The sequence below is a fragment of the Achromobacter sp. 18P8.1.1 genome, assembly GCF_057799415.1.
The window spans coordinates 252,343-275,787 of sequence record NZ_JBYOKH010000002.1; the positions used below are offsets into that span (position 1 = coordinate 252,343).

At 66.0% G+C, this 23,445-nt stretch carries 20 protein-coding genes; 12 read left to right on the forward strand and 8 right to left on the reverse strand.

Going from position 1 to position 23,445, the window contains the following annotated elements; genetic code table 11:
- Positions 1-59 precede the first annotated feature (59 nt).
- A complete protein-coding gene (locus AC27VE_RS03020; RefSeq protein WP_488702987.1) occupies positions 60-2,504 on the reverse strand; it encodes a penicillin-binding protein 1A in 2,445 nt (814 codons plus the stop codon).
- 114 nt (positions 2,505-2,618) lie between these two features.
- Between AC27VE_RS03020 and AC27VE_RS03025 the strand changes: the two genes are divergently transcribed.
- The 3 genes from AC27VE_RS03025 to AC27VE_RS03035 are packed head-to-tail and all read left to right on the forward strand — an operon-like array spanning position 2,619 to position 5,485.
- Complete coding sequence (locus tag AC27VE_RS03025) at positions 2,619-3,260, forward strand: shikimate kinase (RefSeq protein WP_315135721.1); 642 nt, start codon at positions 2,619-2,621, stop codon at positions 3,258-3,260.
- The gene (gene aroB, locus AC27VE_RS03030; protein ID WP_488702988.1) at positions 3,257-4,333 is read left to right on the forward strand and encodes a 3-dehydroquinate synthase; all 1,077 of its coding nucleotides are present in this window, start codon (positions 3,257-3,259) and stop codon (positions 4,331-4,333) included. Before AC27VE_RS03025 ends, aroB begins: the two co-directional genes overlap by 4 nt.
- A 24-nt stretch (positions 4,334-4,357) precedes the next feature.
- Positions 4,358-5,485 (forward strand): deoxyguanosinetriphosphate triphosphohydrolase, encoded by a 1,128-nt coding sequence (locus AC27VE_RS03035; protein ID WP_488703006.1) that lies wholly within the window; start codon positions 4,358-4,360, stop codon positions 5,483-5,485.
- A 16-nt stretch (positions 5,486-5,501) separates the two neighbouring features.
- On the opposite strand, the gene AC27VE_RS03040 is transcribed toward AC27VE_RS03035, so the two are convergent.
- A complete protein-coding gene (locus tag AC27VE_RS03040) occupies positions 5,502-6,695 on the reverse strand; it encodes a M20 aminoacylase family protein (protein ID WP_488703007.1) in 1,194 nt (397 codons plus the stop codon).
- A gap of 32 nt (positions 6,696-6,727) precedes the next feature.
- On the reverse strand, positions 6,728-7,732 hold the full coding sequence (locus tag AC27VE_RS03045) for a tripartite tricarboxylate transporter substrate binding protein (RefSeq protein WP_488703008.1): 1,005 nt from the start codon (positions 7,730-7,732) through the stop codon (positions 6,728-6,730).
- Between the two features lie 113 nt (positions 7,733-7,845).
- On the opposite strand from AC27VE_RS03045, the gene AC27VE_RS03050 reads away from it, so the two are divergent.
- A complete protein-coding gene (locus AC27VE_RS03050) occupies positions 7,846-8,748 on the forward strand; it encodes a LysR family transcriptional regulator (protein WP_488702989.1) in 903 nt (300 codons plus the stop codon).
- A gap of 19 nt (positions 8,749-8,767) precedes the next feature.
- Here AC27VE_RS03050 and AC27VE_RS03055 read toward each other — a convergent pair whose 3' ends face one another.
- Positions 8,768-9,430 (reverse strand): glutathione S-transferase N-terminal domain-containing protein, encoded by a 663-nt coding sequence (locus AC27VE_RS03055; RefSeq protein ID WP_488702990.1) that lies wholly within the window; start codon positions 9,428-9,430, stop codon positions 8,768-8,770.
- A 52-nt stretch (positions 9,431-9,482) separates the two neighbouring features.
- Positions 9,483-12,341 carry an excinuclease ABC subunit UvrA gene (gene uvrA, locus AC27VE_RS03060; RefSeq protein WP_427958252.1) on the reverse strand — a complete coding sequence of 953 codons (2,859 nt, stop codon included), beginning with the start codon at positions 12,339-12,341 and terminating at the stop codon, positions 9,483-9,485.
- A 176-nt stretch (positions 12,342-12,517) separates the two neighbouring features.
- Between uvrA and AC27VE_RS03065 the strand changes: the two genes are divergently transcribed.
- Together AC27VE_RS03065 and ssb are read left to right on the forward strand one after the other, a co-directional pair.
- Positions 12,518-13,702, forward strand: coding sequence for an MFS transporter (locus AC27VE_RS03065; protein ID WP_088588579.1), 1,185 nt, complete (start codon positions 12,518-12,520; stop codon positions 13,700-13,702).
- 303 nt (positions 13,703-14,005) lie between these two features.
- Positions 14,006-14,527 carry a single-stranded DNA-binding protein gene (ssb, locus tag AC27VE_RS03070; protein ID WP_006227444.1) on the forward strand — a complete coding sequence of 174 codons (522 nt, stop codon included), beginning with the start codon at positions 14,006-14,008 and terminating at the stop codon, positions 14,525-14,527.
- 89 nt (positions 14,528-14,616) lie between these two features.
- Here the strand turns inward: ssb and trpA are convergent, their stop codons facing one another.
- Together trpA and trpB are read right to left on the reverse strand one after the other, a co-directional pair.
- Complete coding sequence (trpA, locus tag AC27VE_RS03075) at positions 14,617-15,408, reverse strand: tryptophan synthase subunit alpha (RefSeq protein ID WP_488702991.1); 792 nt, start codon at positions 15,406-15,408, stop codon at positions 14,617-14,619.
- The gene (trpB, locus tag AC27VE_RS03080; protein WP_280028380.1) at positions 15,405-16,610 is read right to left on the reverse strand and encodes a tryptophan synthase subunit beta; all 1,206 of its coding nucleotides are present in this window, start codon (positions 16,608-16,610) and stop codon (positions 15,405-15,407) included. The genes trpA and trpB overlap by 4 nt, the downstream gene beginning before the upstream one ends.
- Positions 16,611-16,715: 105 nt before the next feature.
- Here trpB and AC27VE_RS03085 point away from each other — a divergent pair, with 105 nt between their 5' ends.
- Entirely contained in the window at positions 16,716-17,612 is an 897-nt protein-coding gene (locus tag AC27VE_RS03085; RefSeq protein ID WP_427958255.1) for a LysR substrate-binding domain-containing protein, read from the forward strand.
- A gap of 8 nt (positions 17,613-17,620) precedes the next feature.
- Here AC27VE_RS03085 and AC27VE_RS03090 read toward each other — a convergent pair whose 3' ends face one another.
- Positions 17,621-19,825 (reverse strand): TonB-dependent siderophore receptor, encoded by a 2,205-nt coding sequence (locus AC27VE_RS03090; RefSeq protein WP_488702992.1) that lies wholly within the window; start codon positions 19,823-19,825, stop codon positions 17,621-17,623.
- Positions 19,826-19,966: 141 nt separating this feature from the next.
- On the opposite strand from AC27VE_RS03090, the gene AC27VE_RS03095 reads away from it, so the two are divergent.
- From AC27VE_RS03095 to AC27VE_RS03115, 5 genes are all read left to right on the forward strand, one after another.
- The gene (locus AC27VE_RS03095) at positions 19,967-20,944 is read left to right on the forward strand and encodes a helix-turn-helix domain-containing protein (protein ID WP_488702993.1); all 978 of its coding nucleotides are present in this window, start codon (positions 19,967-19,969) and stop codon (positions 20,942-20,944) included.
- A gap of 50 nt (positions 20,945-20,994) precedes the next feature.
- A complete protein-coding gene (locus AC27VE_RS03100; protein WP_488702994.1) occupies positions 20,995-21,723 on the forward strand; it encodes a class I SAM-dependent methyltransferase in 729 nt (242 codons plus the stop codon).
- 226 nt (positions 21,724-21,949) lie between these two features.
- Entirely contained in the window at positions 21,950-22,258 is a 309-nt protein-coding gene (locus AC27VE_RS03105) for a DUF4148 domain-containing protein (RefSeq protein WP_088588586.1), read from the forward strand.
- 85 nt (positions 22,259-22,343) lie between these two features.
- Positions 22,344-22,652 carry a DUF4148 domain-containing protein gene (locus tag AC27VE_RS03110; RefSeq protein WP_488702995.1) on the forward strand — a complete coding sequence of 103 codons (309 nt, stop codon included), beginning with the start codon at positions 22,344-22,346 and terminating at the stop codon, positions 22,650-22,652.
- Between the two features lie 129 nt (positions 22,653-22,781).
- Entirely contained in the window at positions 22,782-23,399 is a 618-nt protein-coding gene (locus AC27VE_RS03115; RefSeq protein ID WP_006222956.1) for a TetR/AcrR family transcriptional regulator, read from the forward strand.
- Positions 23,400-23,445 lie beyond the last annotated feature (46 nt).

Here is a 23,445-nt window from a genome sequence, read left to right on the forward strand (position 1 = left end):
AATGTCCCTTGTGAAGGCCGCAAACCCGCGTAGCGGGTGCGGCGTGGGGTATTTATCTTTTAGAACGGGATCTTCTGCGACCAGGGGGCGGCGTTCTGCGAACCCACGCCCGGAGCAACCTTGATCTTCGTCTCTTCGTTGCCGCTGCCCAGGCCGTGCAGGAATTCACCCAGCGTGTCGGCTTCGGCGAGGCCCAGGCGGGCGACCGCTTGTCCGGGCGGGAATTCCGAGAAGTAGAACTCGCCGTTCTCGACGATGATGCCGTCGGGGCGGGCACGCGGTTTTTCTTCCGGCACGCCCTTGAGCACGTCCTGCATGTAGTCGACCCAGATCGGCATGGCGACGCCGCCGCCGGTTTCGCGCGAGCCCAGCGACTTGGGCTGATCAAAGCCCAGCCACGAGGTCGCCACCAGGTTCGGCGTGTAGCCCGAGAACCAGGCGTCGACGGATTCGTTGGTGGTGCCCGTCTTGCCGGCGATGTCGTTGCGCTTGAGCAGGGCCCGGGCGCGCGCCGCGGTGCCGTAGGTGGCCACGCCGCGCAGGATGTCGTCCATGATCCAGGCGGTGCGCGGATCGATGGCGCGCGCTGCCGCGTCGCCGGCCACGACCGGCTTGGATTGCATGATGACCTTGCCGTTGCTGTCGGTGACGCGGTCGATCAGGTAGGGCGTGACGCGGTAGCCGCCATTGGCGAAGACCGAGAACGCACCGGCCAGCTGCAGGGGCGTGACCGAGCCTGCGCCCAGCGCCAGCGGTAGCACGGCCGGCTGGCGGGCCTTGTCGAAGCCGAAGCGGGTCAGGTAGTCCTGCGCGTACTGCGGGCCGATGGCCTGCAGGATGCGGATCGACACCATGTTCTTCGACTTGTACAGGCCCTGGCGCAAGGTCAGCATGGGCTCGTACTGGTTGCCGTAGTTCTTGGGGTTCCAGGCCTTGGACCCGGTTTGCGCCGCGGTCAGTTCGAACGGCTGGTCGGAAATCTGCGTGGCCGGCGTCAGGCCGCGTTCCAGCGAGGCGGCGTAGATGAAGGGCTTGATGTTCGAGCCCGGCTGGCGCCAGGCTTGCGTCACGCGGTTGAAGTTGCCGCGGTAGAAGTCGAAGCCGCCCACCATGGCGCGGATGGCGCCGTCCTGCGGCGTGAGCGCCACGAAGGCTGCCTGCACCGAAGGCAGGTTGATGATTTCCCAGTTGTCGCCGAACTTGCGGATGTAGACGACGGAGCCGCGCTTGATGCGCTGCTCGGGCTTGGCCTTGTCGTTGAGCGCACGCGCCACCACGCCCAGCACCTTCTTGTCGGTGACGGTGATGATTTCGCGCGAGCTGCGCGCCAGCTTCACTTCGGTGGGGCTGGCCGACAGCACCAGCGCGGTCAGCAGATCGCCGCTGTCGCTGAATTTGTCGAACACGCCGTCCAGGAATTCATCCAGGGCGGCCGGGTTGTTCTCGGTGCCCGCGGGCAGGTCCAGCTGCTCTTCGGGGCCGGGGTAGGGCGCGCGGCGCGTGTATTCCAGCACGCCTTCGCGCACGGCGCGGTAAGCCGCTTCCTGGTCCTTGGACTGCACGGTGGTGTAGATGTTGATGCCGCGCGAATAGACGTTGTCCTGGTACACGTTGTACAGGAGCTGGCGGGCCAGTTCGGCCACGTACTCGCCGTGGATGGAGTAGCCGCCGGCCGGCGTGCCTTCCGCCGACTTCATGACGATCTGCTGCGCCATCGCCTGCTTGTATTCGGGCTCGGTCAGGTAGCCCAGCGATTGCATGCGGCCCAGCACGTAGCGCTGGCGCAGTTCGGCGCGGGGGCGGTTCGAAATCGGGTTGAAGCGCGACGGGGCCTTGGGGATGCCGGCCAGCATGGCGGCTTCCGCCGGGGTCACTTCCGACAGCGGCTTGCCGAAGTAGGTGCGCGAGGCGGCGGCGAAACCGTAGGCGCGGTGGCCCAGGTAGATCTGGTTCATGTAGAGCTCAAGGATCTGGTCCTTGGTGAGCTCGGATTCGATCTTGAAGGTCAGCAGCAGTTCGTAGAACTTGCGCGAATAGGTCTTTTCCGACGACAGGTAGAAGTTGCGCGCGACCTGCATCGTGATCGTGCTGGCGCCCTGCGTCTTCGACATGTTGATCAGGTTGGTCAGGCCGGCCCGCGCCACGCCCATCCAGTCGATCCCCCCGTGCTGGTAGAAACGGTCGTCTTCGGCCGCCAGCACCGCGGACTTCATGACGTCCGGGATTTCATTGAAACGCAGCACGTTGCGGCGTTCTTCGCCGAATTCGCCGATCAGGACGCGGTCCGCCGTATAGACGCGCAGCGGCACCCGCGGGCGATAGTCCGTCATGGCGTTCAGGTCCGGCAGGTTCGGCCAGGCCAGCGCCAACGCCATCCCGGCCAGCAGTACGCCGCACAGGAACAGGCCGGCACAGAAGATGCCGGCTTTCACGAAGAATCGCAGTATCGGGGAGCCGCTCTTGGCGGGCTTGTCTTTCTTGGAGGAATTCTGGGGCTTGCTCATCGCGGCGATTTTACGGGACTCTCCGGGCCCGGCTTAGCGCAGGGGATCGGTTTCTGTAACAAGATAGTTCAATGTGGTGCGCGGGCAACTGGCGGCAGATGTGATAATGCCGTCATGAACTTTTCCGCCAACTCATGTCCGGAGGCTGATCCGGACCCAGCGCCCTCGGACGAGGGGACTGAAAACCTGCCTTGCGCCTTGGAGTGCACAGGCAAGACTGTGTCGTTGCCGCACGACCTGCCCGTCTTCCTGGTCGGGATGATGGGAGCGGGCAAGACGACCATCGGCCGGAGCCTGGCGCGTGCGTTGGGACGCGAGTTTATGGATCTGGATCATGAGCTCGAGGCGCGTTGCGGCGTGCGGGTGCCGGTAATCTTCGAAATCGAGGGCGAAACCGGTTTTCGTCGCCGAGAGTCCGCCGCCTTGGAAGAGTGTACCCAACGGCGCAACATTATTCTTGCCACCGGCGGGGGCGCGATCCTCGCGGCCGAAAACCGCCAACGGCTGCACGAACGCGGGATCGTCGTCTATTTGAGGGCCAGCGTGGACGAATTGTTCCGCCGGACCTGCCGCGACCGGAACCGCCCCTTGCTGGCCACCGCCGACCCCCGCGGCACCCTGCGGGACCTGATGACCCTGCGGGAGCCCCTCTACAAGGAAGTCGCCGATCTGGTGGTGGAAACGGGCTCCACGCCCATCCACACCCTGGTCAAAGCGCTGCTGCCGCAATTACAAGCCTTCGAGAAGCGCATATGAACGTTGTTGACGTCGACACCCCGGGCGGAAGTTATCCGATCCATATCGGCCCCGGCCGCATCGATGCCCTGGACCAATGCATCCCCGCCGACGCCACCGCGGTTGCGGTCGTCACCAACCCCACGGTGGCGGCGCTGTACGGCGAGCGCGCCGAGGCGGCGTTGGCCCGCACCGGCAAGCGCGTGCTGCGCATCGAACTGCCCGACGGCGAGGCCTACAAGGACTGGCAATCGCTGAACCTGATCTTCGACGCCTTGCTGACCCATCGCCTGGACCGCCGCTGCGTGCTGGTGGCGCTGGGCGGCGGCGTGATCGGCGACATGACCGGGTTCGCGGCTGCCGTGTACATGCGCGGCGTGCGCTTCCTGCAGGTGCCCACGACCCTGCTGGCCCAGGTGGATTCGTCGGTGGGCGGCAAGACGGCCGTCAACCATCCGCTGGGCAAGAACATGATCGGCGCGTTCTACCAGCCCGTGGCGGTGGAAATCGACACGGACGTGCTCAATACCTTGCCGGCGCGCGAAGTGTCCGCGGGCCTGGCCGAAGTGATCAAGTACGGCCTGATCCTGGATCCGGCCTTCTGGACCTGGTGCGAAGACAACGTGCAGCAGCTGCGCGATCTGGACCCGGAGGCGATTGCCTACGCCATCCGCCGTTCGTGCGAACTGAAGGCGCAGGTGGTGGGCAAGGACGAACGCGAGTCCGGCCTGCGCGCCATCCTGAATCTGGGCCACACCTTTGGCCACGCAATCGAATCCGGCCTGGGCTATGGCGCCTGGCTGCACGGCGAGGCCGTGGGTTGCGGCATGGTGCAGGCGGCTGAATTGTCGGCGGACGTGGCGGGCTTTAACCGCGCGGACGTCGAGCGTGTGCGCGCGCTGGTGGCGGCCATCGGTTGCCCGGTGGTAGCGCCCGATCTGGGCGCGGACCGCTGGCTCGACCTGATGCAGGTGGACAAGAAAACGGAGGGCGGTTCGATCCGCTACGTACTCATGCCCCGCATCGGCGAAGCCTTCATGCAGGCCGCCCCGGACGACGCGGTGCGCGCCGTCCTGGCCCGCACCACTCAATAACCGCGACCGGAGACGGTGTTGCAGATGAAAGAACTGGCTTCCTACGCATCCGACCCGTCTCAATCGCGCGGCCGGACCTATGCCGAGCTGCCGCCGGAAAATCGGACCGAGTTTCAGCGGGACCGCGACCGCATCGTGCATTCGGGCGCCTTTCGGCGCCTGGAGTACAAGACGCAGGTCTTCGTGAACCACGAAGGCGACCTGTTCCGCACCCGCCTGACCCACAGCCTGGAAGTCGCGCAGATCGGGCGCACACTGGCCCGCAGCCTGGGGCTGTCCGAAGACCTGACCGAAGCCATCTCGCTGGCGCATGACCTGGGCCACACGCCGTTCGGCCACGCCGGCCAGGACGAACTGAACGCCTGCATGCGCGAGTTGGCGCCCGAGGCCGGGGGCTTTGAGCACAATCTGCAAAGCCTGCGCGTGGTCGACGAGCTTGAGGAACGCTATGCGGACTTCAACGGCTTGAACCTGTGCTTCGAAACGCGCGAAGGCATTCTGAAGCATTGCTCGGCCGCGCACGCGCGCCAGCTGGGCGACGTGGGCGAACGCTTCCTGAACCGCACGCAGCCGTCGCTGGAAGCGCAGTTGGCCAACCTGGCCGACGAGGTGGCCTACAACAACCACGACATCGACGACGGCTTGCGCTCGGGCCTGATCACCGTGGAACAGCTGCAAGAGGTCTCGATCTTCGAGCGCCACCACGCCCACGTGCTGGAACGCTATCCGGGGCTGGCCTCGCGCCGCGCCGTGGCGGAAACCATCCGCCGGATGATCAACACGCTGATCGTGGACCTGACGCAGACCTCGCTTGCGCGCATCCGCGATGCGGCACCGGCCAGCGCCGACGATGTGCGTCGCTCGCCGCCGCTGGCGGGCTTTTCGGACGAGATCCGCCGCGAGGCCGATGCGCTGAAGAAATTCCTGTTCGACAACCTGTACCGGCACTATCAGGTGTTGCGCATGACCACCAAGGCGCGCCGCATCGTGCGCGAACTGTTCGCGGCCTTCCTGGAAGACCCGCGCCTGTTGCCGCCGGACTACCGCCGCCCGGCCTTCAATGACCAGGCTCGCGCAATCGCCGACTACATCGCCGGCATGACCGACCGCTACGCCATCCGCGAACACAAGCGCCTGTTCGAGATGGGGTAGGGCCGTTGCAGCTGCCTCAGCGCGTCAGGTAGCGCTGGGTCAGCAGCACCCAGTACGCCGCACCCACCGGCAGGCTGTGGTCGTTGAAGTCATAGCCCGGGTTGTGGACCATGCAGGCGCCATGCCCGCTGTTGAAACCATCCGCCGACCCGTCGCCGTTACCCACAAGCAGGTAGGAGCCGGGCACGTCTTCCAGCATGAAGGCGAAGTCTTCGCTGCCGGTCAGTGGCCGGGTCTGCGGGTCGACCTTGTCGGCCCCGACCAGTTCCACGGCCACCTGCCGCGCGAAATCCGTTTCCGCCTGCGTGTTCACCAGCACGGGATAGCCGCGGCCGTAGTCGATCGTCGCCTGGACCTGGTAGCTGGCCGCCTGGTTATGGACAAGCTCGGTGATGCGCGCCTGCAGCGTGTCGCGCACGCCGCGGTCGAGCGCGCGGACGCTGAGCTTGAGCGTCGCGGTCTGGGGAATGACATTGTTGGCGCGGCCGGCATTGAACGCGCCGACAGTGATCACCGCCATGTGCAGCGGATCGATATTGCGGGCGACGATGCTCTGCAGCCCCATCACGATGGCGGCACCCGCCACGACGGGGTCGGCGGCGCGGTGCGGCACGGCGCCGTGTCCGCCCACGCCTTCCAGCACGATGGTCACGTTGTCCGAGGAAGCCATGGTGGGGCCATCGCGCAGCAGCAGATGGCCTTGCGGGTGGCCCGGCATGTTGTGCATGGCGAAGATGGCGTCGCAGGGATACTTCGTGAACAGTCCGTCTTCCATCATGCGCTTGGCGCCGCCCAGGCCTTCTTCGGCGGGCTGGAAGATCAGGTTGAGCGTGCCGTCGAATTCGCCGTGCCGGGCCAGGTGGTGCGCCGCCGCCAACAGCATGGCCGTGTGGCCATCGTGGCCGCAGGCATGCATGACGCCTTCGTTGCGGCTGGCGTGGTCCAGGCCCGTGGCCTCCTGGATAGGCAAGGCGTCCATGTCGGCGCGCAGCCCCAGGCGCTTGCCGCCGTCGCCGCGGCGCAACTGCCCGACCACGCCAGTACCGCCCAGACCGCGTTCCACTTCATAGCCCCATTGCGTCAGGCTTTGCGCCACCAGATCGCTGGTGCGGAATTCCTGGAAGCCCAGTTCGGGATGGCGGTGGATGTCCCGCCGGATCGAGACGAATTCGTCGGCCTGGGCGGTCAAGGTCTGCAGGATCGGATGCATGTCGGCGTGTTCCTTGTGGGGGGAGGCGGTAGTCATGGCTTTGCGGCTCCGCCCACCCGGGTGGCGATCTCGCGGAAGCGGCTGGTTTCGGCGCGGTACATCGCTTCTGCCGCGTCCGCACCCATTGGCTCGGAGACCAGGATGTTCTGGAATTCCAGCCCGCGTTTGACGGCGGGGTCCTGCATGGCGTCGTTGAGCGCGGCGTGCAGCCGCAGCACCACGTCTTCCGGGGTGTCGCGTTTGACGAAATAGCCGGTCCAGGTGGTGAAGTTGAAGCCCTTCAACAGTTGGCCCTCGTTGACCGAAGGCACCGCGGACAGGGACGGCAGCTGACTGCGCTGCGCATCGAGCGTGGCCACCAGCTTGATGCGGCCCTGCTCGGCCATGGCCATCTGCTGCTGCGATAGCGGCAGGATGGCCAGATCGACCTGGCCGCCGCCGATGTCCTGCATCAGCGGCGCGCCGCCCTTGTACGGCACGTGGACCATGCTGGCGCCGATGGTGTGGGCCAAATGTTCGCCCAGCACATGGTAGAGAGAGCCGACGCCCACGCTGCCGAAGGTGAGCGGCTGCGACGCCGAGCGCGAACGCGCCAACGTGACCAGTTCGTCGGCGCTGTTGGCAGGCAGGTCGCTGCGCGCCACGATCACCAGCGGCGCCATGCCGATCATCTGCACCAGCCGGAAGTCCTCGCTTTTGAGTTTGACCGCGGGGTTGGCAATAGGCGACAGGATCAGTTCGTTGGGCGAGCCCTGGAACAGGTAGTAGCCGTCGGACTTGGCGCCCAGCACCTTCTGCGCGCCCAGCGCGCCGCTGACGCCGCCCAGGTTTTCGACCAGCACCGGCTGGCCCAGCGTCTTGGACACCGGAGGCGCCACCAGGCGGGCAATGGCGTCGGAAGTGCCGCCGGCCGGGTAGGGCACCATCATCATGACGGGCCGGCTGGGATAGTCGGCGGCCCGGGCACCCGGCGCCCACAGCATCGCCGCGCCCAGCGCCAGCGCACAGGCCGCAAGGTGCAGGCGATTGGAAAGCATGCTCACGAGATTCCCCTTGTGATGTGGTTGTGATCCGCATGCTAGGGACAGCCCTCGCTAGTTGTCTAACGAATTGTTATTCTGCAAGCTAGAAAAAAAACTCATACCTGGGCATGAATCTGAAGCAGCTAGAGCATCTGTTGGCGGTAGCCGAAGCGGGTTCGTTCAGCCGCGCGGCCGAGCGCCTGCACCTGACGCAATCGGCGCTGAGCCGCAGCGTCCGGCTGCTGGAAGAAGATCTGGGCGCGCTGTTGCTGGACCGCATGGGCAAGCGCACTGAGTTGACGCCCTTAGGCCTGACCGTGGCCGACCGCGCCCGGCGCATCCTGTTCGAATCGGCCGAATTGCGCCGCAGCGCCGAACTGCTGACCCACGGGGACCGGGGGGCGATCAACATCGGCCTGGGCTCGGGGCCCGGCGCGATGCTGATGACGCCATTGCTGACGCATGTGGCGCAGTGTTACCCGCAATTGCACCTGGAGCTGATGCGCGGGCCGCTGGAGGCGCATCTGGCACTGCTGCGCGAACGGCGCCTGGACGCGTTGGTGGTCGATACCCGCGGCATCGCGCCATCGGCCGATTTGCGTATCGAACCCGTGTCGCAGATGCGCGCAGGCTTCATCTGCCGCCGTGGCCACCCCTTGGCCAGCCAAACGCAGCCGCCGGGGTTCGCGGACATTGCGGCTTATCCCTTGGCCTCCACCTTTCTGGCGGCCGACACCGAACGGATTCTGATCGAGCATTTCGGCATCGAGCCCGACCCCCGCACGTCGGTGCGCCTGCGTTGCGATGAGATCGGCAGCCTGCTTGATGCGGTGCGCGTGTCGGACGCGGTGTTCCTGGGCATTGTGGGCGCGGCCCGGGCCGGCATCGCGGCCGGCGAACTGATGGAGTTGCCGAGCGATCCGCCGCTGCGCAGTCACGCGCTATTCGCGCTGGTGACCCTGACGGGACGGACCGAAGCGCCCGCGATGGCGCTGCTGCGCGAATTCATGGCGCAGCGGCTGCACGATTGAAAGGATTGGCCAGCGCTTTTCAGCGATGCTTGCGGTAGGGCTCGTCTTCGGGAACGAAGGTGGCTTCGGCGCGGGCGTCGCGCATCCATTCCTGCATGGCGGGCAGCGCCAGCACCGCGTCCATGTAGTCGCGCACCGGGCCGGCGGCCGCAACGCCGTAGGTGGTAAAGCGCGACACCACGGGTGCGAAGAAGGCATCAGCAATCGAAAAGGCCCCGAACAGGAACGGCCCGCCCTGGCCGAATTCGGCGCGCGTGTCGCGCCAGATAGCGTGCAGGCGCGAGATGTCCTGCCGGGCCGCTTCGGGCAGGTCGATGCCGGGCAGATGCGCTTCGATGTTCATCGGCATGGCCTGGCGCATGGCGGAAAAGCCGCTGTGCATCTGCGCAGCCAGCGAACGCGCGCGGGCCCGCGCCTTCGCGTCTTGCGGCCAGAGGTTGGCCTCGGGGCGTTGTTCAGCCACATACTCGCAGATGGCCAGGGAATCCCAGACCGCGAAATCCCCGTCAAGCAGCACGGGCACGAGTCCCGCGGGCGACACCGCGCCCACCTGGCGTGTGAACGCTTCCGTGAAAAACCCGAGCTTTTGCTCGGTAAAGGCCACGCCCGCGGCGCGCAGGGCGATCCACGGACGCAAGGACCACGATGAGTAGTTCTTGTTGGCGATGATCAGGGTGTACATGCCGCTTTTCCTTACGCAGGGGTTGCCAGGTTGTCCGCTACAACGTGCTGGTTCATCGTCCGGCATTGCGGCGCAGCAGCTTGCCCAGGTACTGCCCGGTATGGCTGGCCTGTGTGGCCGCGACATCTTCCGGCGTGCCCTGCGCCACCACATAACCGCCGCCGTCGCCGCCTTCCGGACCCATGTCGATCAGCCAATCGGCCGTCTTGATGACGTCCAGGTTGTGTTCGATGATGAGGACGGTGTTGCCGCTGTCGACCAGCTGGTTCAGCACCTGCAACAGTAGCTCGATATCCCGGAAATGCAAGCCGGTGGTGGGCTCGTCCAGGATGTACAGCGTGCGGCCGGTGCTGCGGCGCGACAGTTCCTGAGACAGCTTCACGCGTTGCGCTTCGCCGCCCGAGAGCGTGGTCGCGCTTTGGCCCAGACGAATATAGGACAGACCGACATCGATCAACGTGTGCAACTTGCGGGAAATGGCCGGCACGGACTCGAAATACTCCAGCGCCTGCTCAACCGTCAGGTCCAGCACTTCGCTGATGTTGCGGCCGCGGTAGCGGATTTCCAGCGTTTCGCGGTTGTAGCGTTTGCCATGGCAGACGTCGCACGGCACGTACATGTCGGGCAGGAAGTGCATTTCGACCTTGACCACGCCATCGCCCTGGCAGGCCTCGCAGCGGCCGCCCTTGACGTTGAAGCTGAACCGGCCGGGGTCGTAGCCGCGCGTGCGCGCTTCCGGCACGCCGGCGAAGAGTTCGCGGATGGGCGTGAACAGGCCGGTATAGGTGGCGGGGTTGCTGCGCGGCGTGCGGCCGATGGGGCTTTGGTCGACGCTGATGATCTTGTCAAAGTTCTCCAGCCCCTGCATGGACACGTAGGGGGCGGGTTCGCTTTGCGCATGGTGCAGTTGGCGCGACACCGCGACTGCCAGCGTGTCGTTGATGAGGGTGGACTTGCCGGATCCCGACACGCCCGTCACGCACACCAGCCGGCCCGCCGGAAGGCGCAGTTCCACATCCTTCAGGTTGTTGCCGCTGGCGCCGGTCAGGGTCAGCCAGGGAAGTTCGTCGTTGACCGGACGGCGGGGAGGGATCGCGATTTCGCGCGCGCCGCTCAGGTACTGGCCCGTCAACGAATTCGGGTCGCGCTGCACGGTTTCGGGATCGCCTTGCGAGACGACTTCGCCGCCGTGTTCGCCCGCGCCCGGGCCCATGTCGACCACCCAGTCGGCCATGCGGATCATGTCTTCGTCGTGCTCGACGACGATGACGCTGTTGCCTAGGTCGCGGAGGTGTTGCAAGGTGCCGATCAGGCGGTCGTTGTCGCGTTGATGCAGGCCGATGGAGGGTTCGTCCAGCACATACATCACGCCGGTCAGGCCCGAGCCGATCTGGCTGGCCAGTCGGATGCGCTGGGCTTCGCCGCCCGAGATCGTGTCGGCGCTGCGGTCCAGCGACAGGTAGTTCAGGCCGACGTTGTTCAGAAAGCTGAGCCGCGCTTCGATTTCACGCACGATGCGTTGCGCGATCTCTTGCTTGGCGCCCGTCAGGTTCAGGTCGCGGAACCAGGCCAGGCAACTGGACAGCGGCATGGCCTCGACTTCGTAGATGGCCTGGCCGTGGCGTTCGCCGCCGCGCGGGTCGTGCCCGATCAGCACATTGCGCGCTTCGGGGCGCAGGCGCGAGCCCGCGCAGTCCGGGCAGGTCTTGATGTTGCGGTATTTGCCCAGCTCTTCGCGCACCGTGGCCGAATCCGTTTCGCGCCAGCGGCGCTCCAGATTCGGAATGACGCCTTCGAACGTATGGCGCTTGACGGTGCTGCGGCCCTTCTCGTTCAGGTACAGGAACGAGATCTCTTCTTCGCCCGAGCCGTACAGCACCTTGTCGCGTAGCGCTTCGGGCAGGTCTTCGAAGGGGGCTTCGATGTCGAATTCGTAGTGCGCCGCCAGGCTCGTCAGGAGCGAATGCGTGAACGCGTTGCGGCGGTCCCAGCCGCGGATCGCACCGGCGGCCAGGCTGAGTTCGGGGAAGGCGACGACGCGCTTGGGGTCGAAGAAGCCCACCTGGCCGATACCGTCGCAGCTGGGGCAGGCGCCCATCGGATTGTTGAAGCTGAACAGCCGCGGTTCCAGTTCGGGCAGGCTGTGGCTGCATACCGGGCAGGCGTAGCGGCTGGAGAAGACCTGCTCGCGTTCGCTGTCCATGTCCAGCGCCAGCGCGCGGCCGTCGGCCAGCAGCAGGGCGGTTTCGAAGCTTTCCGCCAGGCGTTGCTTGCTTTCGGGCTTGATGCGCAGCCGGTCGATGACGACGTCGATATCGTGCTTCTCGGTCTTCTTCAACGGCGCCATGCCGTCGATTTCCACCAGTTGCCCGTCGACGCGCAGGCGCACGTAGCCCTGCGCTTGGAGGCTGGCGCATTCGTCCTCGAAGCTGCCTTTCTTGCCGCGCGCGATGGGCGCCAGCACGGCCAGGCGCGTCTCGGGCGTCCAGCCCAGCACCGCGTCGACCATCTGGCTGACGCTTTGGGCTTGCAGCGGCAGACCGTGGTCCGGGCAGTAGGGCGTGCCCACGCGTGCGTACAGCAGGCGCAGGTAGTCGTGGATCTCGGTGATGGTGCCGACGGTGGAGCGCGGGTTGTGCCCGGCGGCCTTCTGCTCGATCGAAATGGCCGGCGAAAGGCCTTCGATCAAGTCCACGTCCGGCTTGTCCATCAGCTGGAGGAATTGGCGGGCATACGCGGAAAGGCTTTCCACGTAACGTCGTTGGCCCTCCGCGTACAGCGTATCGAACGCCAGCGAAGACTTGCCCGAACCGGACAAGCCGGTAACGACCACCAGTTTGTGGCGCGGCAGGTCCAGCGAGACGTTCTTGAGGTTGTGGGTGCGTGCACCCCGAATGCGTATCGCGTCCATCGGGCTCTTTTAAGCGGTTTCAAAGGCCAACTTGGTACTATAGCGCGCCGAATCCCCCCGCGTTCAGGGTAGTCCGCCAAGTTGGACTGAACCGGAGCCGGCGCGGCACCGCTAGATCAGACCGTGAGCGTGTGACATCCACGCGCGCCCGCCCTTGTCATTGTTGAAATTTCCGCATGCCGGCAGATACCAGACTGAAATTGACCCCTTCCGAGCGCCGCGCCAGCATTGCGCTGGCCGGCCTGTTCGCCGCGCGGATGCTGGGGCTGTTCCTGTTGCTGCCGGTTTTCGCCGTGGCGGCCGCCGGCCTGCCGGGCGGCAATGATCCGGCCCGCGTCGGCCTGGCGCTGGGCATGTATGGGCTGACCCAGGCCTTCATGCAGATCCCCTTCGGGCTGGCCTCCGACCGCTGGGGCCGTCGCCCCGTCGTGCTGTTCGGCCTCCTGCTGTTCGTGGCGGGCAGCGTCGTCTGTGCCCAGGCGACGGACGTGTATTGGATCACCATCGGGCGCGCCATCCAGGGGGCGGGCGCCATTTCCGCCGCTGTCACCGCCTGGCTGGCCGACGCCACCCGCGACGAAGTCCGCACGCGCGCCATGGCCATGGTAGGCGGGTCGATCGGCCTGTCGTTCGCGGTGTCGCTCGTCCTGTCGCCCGTGCTGGTGGGCTGGTGGGGGCTGTCCGGCCTGTTCTGGACTATCGCCTGTCTGGGCGTCATCTGCCTGGGCGTGGCGCGCTTTGTGGTGCCGGTGGTGCCGCGCACGCAGGCTCGCACCATGCAGGCCGCCCGTCCGCGCGAAGTCCTGACCCACCGCGACCTGTTGCGCCTGAATTTCGGCGTGTTCGTGCTGCACCTGATCCAGGTGTCGCTGTTTGTCGTGGTGCCCGCCTTGCTGGCCAAGGTGGGCGGCCTGGATGCCCGCGAGCTCTGGAAAGTCTATTTGCCGGTCATCCTGGTGTCGTTCGTGCTGATGGTGCCGGTCGTGTTCATCGCCGAGAAGCGCCGCGCCCATCGGGGCGCCTTGCGCGCCGCCGTGGCAGGGCTGGTGGTGGTGTGCGCCTTGCTGCCTGCGGCCAGCCACGGGTTCTACACACTGGCCATCGCGCTGACGGGCTTCTTCGTGGCCTTCAACGTGCTGGAAGCCTTGCAGCCGTCGCTGGTGTCGCGCGTGGCCCCGCAGGCCTACAAGGGCCTGGCGCTGGGCTTCTACAACACGGCCCAGGCGGCCGGTCTGTTCGCGGGCGGCGCCTTGGGCGGGTGGCTGGCGTCGCATTCGGGCGCCGGCGCGGTCTTCATCGGCGCGGCCATCCTGTCGGCGATCTGGCTGGCCGTGACCTGGGCGCTTCGGCCCCTGGCCTGACCCCCGCGCAGGGGATGCGTCCCCGACTGCGCGGAAAAGTGGCTGATTGTGTCGCGTACGGCGGCCAACTGCCCTGAATTCGTTTTCCGGGCTGGACGGATTTGTCACGAATCGCGTTTGGCGCGGCAAGCCCTTTTCGTCGATAATACGTACCAAACTAGGGCTTCATCCGGCGTCGCCGGTCATCGTTACGGTGACCGGCGTGTTTCATGAAGCCGGTCTTCAACATCGCTTTTTATGTTGTTGCCGGCGCGCTCGCGGCAACGCACAGGCGCAGGCTGTCAACAACAGAGGGACATCGGCATGGCATCGGTTAACAAAGTCATTCTCGTGGGCAATCTGGGGCGCGACCCGGAAGTCCGCTACAGCCCGGACGGCGCGGCAATCTGCAACATGTCGATTGCCACCACTTCGTCCTGGAAAGACAAGGCCAGCGGCGAAAAGCGCGAAGAAACCGAATGGCACCGCGTCGTCATGTACAACCGCCTGGCTGAAATCGCCGGCGAATACCTGAAGAAGGGCCGCTCGGTCTACATCGAAGGTCGCCTGAAGACGCGCAAGTGGCAAGACAAGGACACCGGCGCTGACCGTTACAGCACCGAAGTCGTCGCCGACCAGATGCAAATGCTGGGCGGCCGCGAAGACGGCGGTGGCGGTGGCGCCAGCTACGGCGGTGGCGGCGGCTACGACGACGCCCCGTCGCGTCCGCAGCAGCAACGCGCACCGGCGCAACGCCCGGCGCCCCAACAGCGCCCGGCCCCCGCAGCGGCTCCGGCCAGCAGCGGCGCCAACCTGGCGGACATGGACGACGATATTCCGTTCTGATTCCGACCTGACGCGCTCTTGCAGTCAAAAGCCCCGGCTCTTCACGAACCGGGGCTTTTTTACGTCCTGTGGTTTCTACGGCCTGCGCTTCACGCCGCTGCCCGCAACGCCCCGGACAGCAGCCGCACCTCGTCGACTGCCGCGTCGATTCCGTCTGTTGCCAACACCTCCACCAGCCGCGTGCCGACGGCGACCAGATCGGCATGGCGGCCGACGGCGCGTGCCTGCTCGGCGGAGCGCACGCCGAACCCGGCGGCGATGGGGAGTTGCGTCCGGGCCCTGACCCGTTGCAAGGCGTCGGCGATGGCGTCATTGGAAGGGAGCGCGCCGCCTGTCGTGCCCGCCAGCATGACGTGATAGATAAAGCCGCTGGCTCCGTGCAGCACGGCGTCCAGCCTGGCCGCGGGCGTCGTCGGTGCCGTCATCCGGATGATGTCGATGCCATGCATGCGCGCCTGCCGGCCGATCTCGCCGGCGTGATCCGGCGACAAGTCCACGATGATCAGTCCGTCCACGCCCGCCCGGGCCGCGTCGGCCATGAAGGCCGCGACGTCGTATCGCAATAGCGGGTTCAGGTATCCCATCAGCACGATCGGGGTCTGCGGATCCTGTTCACGGAACGTTTGCACAAGGTCCAAGGTCCGCCGCATCGTCTGGCCGGCGCGTAGCGCCCGATCATTGGCCAATTGCAGCACCGGGCCGTCGGCCACCGGGTCGCTGAACGGCATGCCCAGTTCAATCACGTCGGCGCCGGCCGCGGGCAGGCGTTTCAGAAGGCTCAGGCAGTCGTCATAGGTGGGGTCGCCGGCCGTGAAATACGCGGCCAGCCCCGCGCGGCCCGCCGTGCGCAGCGTGGCGAGGGTGTTTTCCAGTCGGCTCATTTCGTGGCTCCGGCAAATTGGAGGACCGTGTTCAGGTCCTTGTCCCCGCGGCCGCTCAGGCAGACCACGATGGTCTTGTCCGCCTCCAGGCGCGCGGCGAGCTTTCGGGTGTAGGCCAGGGCATGCGCGCTTTCCAAGGCGGGGATGATGCCTTGCTTTTCCGTCAGCCAGCGATAGGCGTCGACCGCCTCGGCGTCGGTAACGGAGGCATAGCGCACGCGCCCCGTGTCATGAAGCAGGGCGTGTTCCGGCCCCACGCCGGGGTAGTCCAGCCCGGCCGAAATCGAATGCGCGTTCGTGATCTGGCCGTCTTGATCCTGAAGGAAGTAGCTGCAACACCCGTGCAGCACGCCCAGCCGGCCTGCGCCAATGCTGGCGGCGTGCTGCGCGGTGTCGACTCCATGGCCCCCGGCTTCCACGCCGTGCAGCTGGACTTGGGGCTCACCCAGAAAGGGGTGGAAGAAGCCGATGGCGTTGGAGCCGCCGCCGATGCAGGCGACCATCACGTCGGGCAGCCGGCCCGTCTTCTCCAGGATTTGCGCTCGGGTCTCTTCGCCGATCACCTTCTGGAACTCCCGGACCATCCACGGGTAAGGGTGCGGTCCGGCGCCGGTACCCAGCAGGTAGTAGGTGTCGTCGGAGCGCGCGATCCAATCGCGGATGGCCGCATTCATCGCATCCTTGAGCGTTGCGCTACCGTCGGGAACCGCACGCACTTCGGCGCCCAGCATCTTCATGCGGGTGACGTTGGTGGCTTGGCGCGCGACGTCGACCGCGCCCATGTAGATCACGCACTGCAGGCCGTACAGCGCGCAGACCGTGGCGGTGGCGACCCCGTGCTGGCCGGCGCCGGTTTCTGCAATGACGCGCGTCTTTCCCATCCGTCTGGCCAGCAGGATCTGGCCCAGGCAGTTGTTGATCTTGTGCGCGCCGGTGTGGTTGAGATCTTCCCGTTTCAGGAAGATGCGGGCCCCCAGTGCTTCGCTGATTGCGCGGGCATGGAACAGCGGGCTGGGGCGGCCCACGTAATCGGCCAGCATCGACCTGAATTCGTTCCAGAACGCGGGATCCTCCCGCGCCTCGCGATAGGTCCGCTCCAGATCATCGAGTGCCGGGATCAGGGTCTCGGGCATGTAGCGGCCGCCGTAGGGGCCGAATTGCCCGAGCGCGTCGGGGGAATCAGGGTGGGAAACAAGCGACATGACCTTAGCCCATTGAATACGTTAGGGCTATGGTAGCGACGGATATTCCTCTGATAAATCATAGATTTCTTGCCTGTGATTATTAGATTTTCTAATATCGTGAGCATGCGTACGCTTCCCCCGATGAATTCGCTGCGTGTCTTTGACAGCGCCGCCCGGCACTTGAACCTTTCCCTTGCCGCCGATGAATTGCGCGTGTCGCATAGCGCGGTCAGCCAGCAGATCCGGCAGCTGGAAACCTGGGTGGGCAGCAAGCTCTTCGAGCGGCACTCGGGGGGCGTGCGGTTGACCGTTGCCGGGCAGGATTTGCTGCGCGCCTGCCAACCGGCCTTCGACATGCTCGAACAACGCTGCGTCGAGCTACGGGGCAGGACCACGTCGGCCGATGTGGTGGTGGGCGCCCCGGCCAGTCTGCTGTCCAACTGGATCATCCCAAGGCTGGAACATTTCGAGCGCACGCACCCTGGGGTCCAGGTCAGGCTTCAGACCGCGACCGACATCGGGCTGTTGGAGCGGCGGGTTATTGACGTGTTGATCGTTGCCGAGGAACACGCGTCTGCGGCCATCGGCGCCGTGCCGTTGTTCCCCGAGGCGATCGGGCCCGTCTGCACCCGCGCGCTGGCACAGCGCATCAGCACGCCGGCCGACCTCCTGGACATGCCGCTGCTGCACACCTCTTCCCGGCCCGCGGCCTGGGAGCAGTGGGCCTCGGCTGGCGGTGTGGCGCTGGCGCGGGCCGAGGCCCGGCCCAAGCGCGAGTTCGATCAACTGGGCCACATGCTCGACGCCGCGGCCGTGGGCTTGGGCGTCGGCATTGCGCCCGAGATGCTGGTGCAGGCCGATCTCCGCGCAGGAAAGCTCGTGGCGCCCCTCGGGTTCACGGCAACGGGAGGCTGGTTCAGCCTGTACTTCCGTGCAAACGCCAGTGCTGCGGTGGAGTCCCTGAAGCACTGGCTGACGGCCGAGGCCGCTTCGCACGCCGTCCAGCCAGGTGGTGGCTAGCCGAGGCTTCACCAGCGATAACGCAATGTCGCCATCACCGTGCGTTCCGCGCCCCAGTAGCAGCTGACGGCCGTACCGAGGCAATTGGCGACGTAGCGCTTGTCGAACAGGTTCGAGACGTTCAACGCCACTTGCGCGCCGGCCAGCGTGGGGCTGGCGCGGCCCAGGTCATAGCGGATCGCCGCGTCAACCAGCGTGACGGCGGGAATGGCGTACCGGTTGTTCAGGTCGCCGTAGAAGCCGCCGCGGTACGTGACGCCCGCGCCCAGGCCCACGCCTTGCAGCGGGCCGTCGCGCAGCGTGTAGTCGGCCCACAGCGCAGCTTGGTGGCGGGGCACGAAGATGAGCTGGTTGCCGCGTTGCGCGGCCGTGTTGGTCTTGGTGATCTCGCTGTCGCTAAGCGCATAGGACATCGTCAGGTCCAGCCCATTGTCGAAACTGGCTTTGCCTTCGAGCTCGATCCCCTGCACCTGGACTTCACCCGTCTGCACCACGAAGCTCGTGTTGACTGGATCCGGCGTGCTGACGTTCTTTTGCGTGATCTGGAAGGCCGACAGCGTGACGAAGCTGGCGTATCCGTCTGGCTGGAACTTCACACCGGCTTCGTATTGTTCGCCGGTCGTGGGCTTGAGCGGCGAGCCGTCGCGCGTGACGCCCGTCATCGGCTGGAACGACGTGGAATAGCTCAGGTAGGGCGCCAGGCCGTTGTCGAAACGGTAGGTCACGCCGGCCCGGCCGGTGAAGCGGTCGGCGTCGGCGTTGCGCGACGTCCAGGCCCACTGGCCGCCGCTGCCCGCCACGCCGTTGTCGGTGGTGCCTTCGGTCCAGTCATAGCGGCCGGCGAACGTGAAGCGCAGGCGGTCCAGTTCGATCTGATCCTGCGCGTACAGGCCCAGTTGGCTGCGCGTCATGTTGATCTTGGTGGCCGTGGCAGGGCGCGTGACCGGGGTGCCGTAGTCGGGATCGAACACGTTGAACAGCGGGGACGCCGGCGGCAGCATCAGCCCCAGGCTGCTCTCGTTGTAGCGTGATTTTTCACGCAGGTAATCCAGGCCGAAGGTGACGTCGTGACGGGTCGGGCCGGCGCTGAACTTGGCGTTCAACTGGTTGTCGATCTGGAAGGTGTGCGACGTTTCGGGGAAGGCCCAGGCGTAGCGGACGGCCTGCGTGTCCGACACCATCGCGCCGATCTGCACGCGGCGCGTGTTGGTGTCGACATTGGTGTAGCGGGCGCTCTGGCGCACGCTCCAGATGTCGTTCACACGGTGGTCCAACGTGTAGCCGACCATGGCCTGTTCGTTGGTGAAGATGTCGTAGCCCGGCTCGCCCACGAAGCGGTCGCGAGGGATATAGCCGGCGGTGGCGCTTTTTTCCAGCGTGCCGATCACGGGCAGCACGGGGGCGCCGCCGCCGCCGTGGCTGGTGATCTTCTGATATTGCGCGCTCAGGTTCAGGCTGGTGTCCGAAGACGGGCGCCACGTGAAGCTGGGGGCGATGAATTGGCGTTCGTCGTCGACGTGCTGGTACTGGGTGTCGCTGTCCCGCAGCGTGCCGGTCAGGCGATAGAGGAATTTGCCTTCTTCGTCGGCCGGGCCCGAGAAGTCGAATGAACCCTGATACCGGTTGAAGCTGCCGGCCTGCAAGACCACTTCATTGAACGGTTCAGCGGTGGGGCGCTTGCTGGTCATGTTGACCAGGCCGCCCGGCGCGCTTTGCCCGTACAGCCCGGACGACGGGCCTTTCAGGATTTCCACGCGTTCCAGTCCGTAGGTGTCGATCCGCGGCTGCGAATAGCCGCGCGAGCCGAAGGGCAGCAACAGGCCGTCCAGGTAGCGCGAGGGCGTGAAGCCGCGCACGGTCAGCCAGTCATAACGCACATCGCTGTCGCCATACTGGGCGAACACGCCCGGGGTGTAGCGGACGGCCTGGGCGACGGAGGTGACGCCGCGTTCGTCCATTTCATTGCGGGTGATGACGTTGATGGTTTGCGGCGTATCGATGAGCGCCGCATCCGACTTGGTGCCGGAGCGGCTGCGCGTCGTCACGTAGTCGGCGCCGGACACCGGCGACGAATCGCCCGCGCCCCGCACCACGACGGGGGCCAGCGTGGTCACGCCAGTGCCGGCGGGTTGGACGGTTTGCGCGGCGGCGGGGGCCGACGCGGCAAGGGCGGCCAGCAGCGCCAACGGCAGCGGCTTGACGGAAAAGGACACGGTATTACCCCTGGGTCGATTTATAATTAACAAGAATCATTCCTGCGCGTCGGCATGATTCCAGAACTCTCGGCACCTGTCTGACGATTCTTCGGCGGGGATTGACGGTTTTGCTGCCGCCCCGTTTTTTGCGCTTCGCCCATGTCCGTTCGCGCCGCCGCGCCCTTGTTCATTCCGCCTCTGCCCGACCCGTCCAGCGCGCCGCCCCAGCCGCACGAATGGTGGCGCGGCACGCTGCCGACCGTGCCGGCAACGCAGGACTGGGAAGACGTCATCGAATGCGTGCTGCGGGTGGACGAGGGCGTGAGCCTGGTCGTCCTGGACGGCAGCCCGCGGCGCGCGTTGACGATTCCCGCGCCGGGGGCGCCCGTGTTCGGCATGCAGGTATGGCAGGAAGGGCACGCGACGCTGGCCTTGGAAGGCGGCGAACCCATGCGGGTGGCTGCCGGGGCGGCGCTCCTGTTCAATCACGAACGGCCTTTGCGCTGGGCGACGCACCTGCCCGCGAACCAGCGCGTGCGGATGGTGGATGTCCGCTACACGCCCGAGGCGCTGGCTCGCGCGGGCGACACGGGGCTGGTCGCCATGTTGCGGGGGCGGTTTCGCCGTGACGTCAGCGTGCCGGCGCACGGTTCTTTGGTGGCGGCGCTGGACGCCCCGACCGGCCTGTTGGCGCTGGCCGGCAGCCTGGCGCGGAACCCGCCGCCTGCCGCCGAGGCGCGCCGCCTGTGGTATCGCGCCAAATCGCTGGAAATGCTGTCGGCTTTCGTGCAGCTGCTGTCGCAACCGGAGGCGTTGAATGGCCCGGCGGCGCAGGAACGCCAGCGGCTGCACGAGGCCTGCGACCTGCTGCGGGCACGCCACGCCGAGCATTGGCCGCCGGGCCTGTTGGCGCGGATGGTGGGCTTGTCGGAAAAGCGGCTGCAGCAGCTGATGCGCGAAAGCACGGGCCAGTCCGTGCACGCGTATCTGAGCGACGTGCGGCTTGCCCGCGCGTGCGACTTGCTCCAGGCCGGCATGAGCGTGACGCAGGTCGCGGGCGAAGTGGGGATTTCCAGCCTGAGCCATTTCAGCAAGGTCTTCAAGGCGCGCTATGGCGTGTCGCCCCGCTCCTGGTAAGGTCAGCCCTGCGCGGCGTTTCCGGCGCCGCAACCTGCCAGGAACACGCCATGACCCAGAACATCTACGACACGCCCGAATTCTTCGAGGGCTACAGCCAGATGGCGCGTTCGGTGCACGGCCTGGACGGCGCGCCTGAATGGCCCGCGTTGCGCGCATTGATGCCTGACTTGCGGGACCGCCGGGTCGTAGACCTGGGTTGCGGCTTTGGCTGGTTTTGCCGGTGGGCCGACCAGCAAGGGGCGGCCGAGGTGCTGGGGCTGGATGTTTCCCACAATATGCTGGAGCGGGCGCGCGCCACCACGCAGTCCAGCCGGATCCGCTATCAGCGTGCCGATCTGGAACAGCTGCAATTGCCAGCGGCCAGCTATGACCTGGCCTATAGCTCGTTGACCCTGCACTACATCGAACATCTGGCCGACTTGTTCGCGACGGTCCACCGAGCGCTCGCGCCGGGTGGACGTTTCGTGTTTTCTGCCGAGCATCCGATCTATACCGCGCCGGCTCGGCCGAGCTTCGTGGAGGATGCGGCGGGCGATCGGATCTGGCCGCTGAACCAGTACGCGAGGCAAGGGCCGCGCATCACGGATTGGCTGGCCAAGGGCGTGGTGAAGCAGCACAGGATGCTGGGCACCACGCTGAACCTGTTGATCCAGACGGGGTTCACGATCACGCACGTGGAGGAATGGGCGCCGACGGCCGAGCAACTGGCGGCGCAGCCTGCGCTGGCCGAGGAGCAGGACCGACCGATGATGGTACTGGTCGCCGTCAGCCGGTGAACGGCTGTTGCCCGCAGGCATCATGAAATATTTGGTTTCACAATACCCGCTTGCGCTATCTATCTAGTAGTAGGTAAGATTCATCCATCGACGCAGCAAACCCAACCAAGCCGCTGCCGCCGAACCAGAAATACAGTAGGACCGCTTTTTTATTTCCCAAGTTGTCTACCTATAAGTAGATAGTTTAAACCGAAACCCGCATCGAATCGTTATCTGGAGATCAACCATGAAGACCCTCGTATCCGCCCTGATCCTGTCCGCCTCCTTTATCGGCGCCGCCCAAGCCGGCGAACTGGACTACCCGCCCGCCCTGAACACCGAAAGCACGGTCACCCGCGCCCAAGTGCAGCAAGAGCTGGCCGCCGCCCGCGCCAATGGTGAACTCGTCTCTGGCGAAGAAGGCTACGCCGCCACCGCGTTCGCTGCCGTTGGCAACGACAAGACCCGTGCCCAAGTGACGCAGGAACTGGCCGCTGCCCGCGCCCAAGGCCTGACCGAAAGCGGCGAACTGGACTACCCGCCCGTTCAAGGCTGAGTTTTTTTGAAGTCGTATCTATCTAGCGATAGATAGCTTTACCCAAAGACCCTGATGCAGCACTGATCCTTACTGGAGATCAACCATGAAGACCCTCGTATCCGCCCTGATTCTGTCCGCTTCCTTCATCGGCGCCGCCCAAGCCGGCGAACTGGACTATCCGCCCGCCCTGAACACCCAAAGCACGGTCACCCGCGCCCAAGTGCAGCAAGAGCTGGCCGCCGCCCGCGCCAATGGTGAACTCGTCTTCGGCGAAGAAGGCTACGCCGCCACCGCGTTTGCCGCCGTCGGCCACGACAAGACCCGTGCCCAAGTGACCCAGGAACTGGCCGCTGCCCGCGCCCAAGGCCTGACCGAAAGCGGCGAACTGGACTACCCGCCCGTGCAAGGCTAAGCAGGATGCCGGCACATGCGGACCCCGGGGGGCGGGATGTTTCCCGGCCGGGGTCCGCACGGGCGTTTTGGACCGCACTTAGGGCGGCCCCCGATGACGAACCGACCTATTAGTAGGTAATATTCAGCCATGGACACTCCGACCCCCAACACCACTCGAGACCTGCTGCTGGCGCACGCCGAGAAGCTGATCCGCACGCGCGGCTGCAATGGTTTCAGCTACCGCGACCTGGCGGAGCATGTGGGCGTGAAGACGTCCAGCATCCACTATTACTTTCCCGGCAAAGACGACCTGCTCTATGAAGCGGTCGAGGCCTACAGCGCACGCGCGCTGGGCACGGTGCGCGCCATCGACACTGCGCAGCCCGCGCAGGCGCAGCTGGAGCAATACCTGTCGATGATGGAATCGCGCGCCTGCGGCGCCGGTGAGCTCTGTCTGGGCGGCATGCTGGCCGCCGACATCATGAGCTTGTCCGACCGCGTGCGTGGCGCCCTGCAGGGCTTTTTCCGTGCGCACGAAGCGTGGCTGGCCCGCGTGCTGGCCGAAGGCGCGGCGCAGGGCACGTTGAAGTTTTCCGGCACGGCCGAAGCGGCGGGCCGGGCCGTATTCGCCACGGTGCAAGGTTGCTTGCTGGTGGCGCGCCTGTTCCAGCAGCCGCCCGCGTTGTGCGAGGCGATCAGCGCCTTGTATGTGGAATGCGATCATGTGAAGGGCAGCCAGGCGGCGCAACCCGCCGTGGACGCCTAGCGCAGACGCGCTCCGATTGCAGCGATGAACCATACGGCCGCCTGGC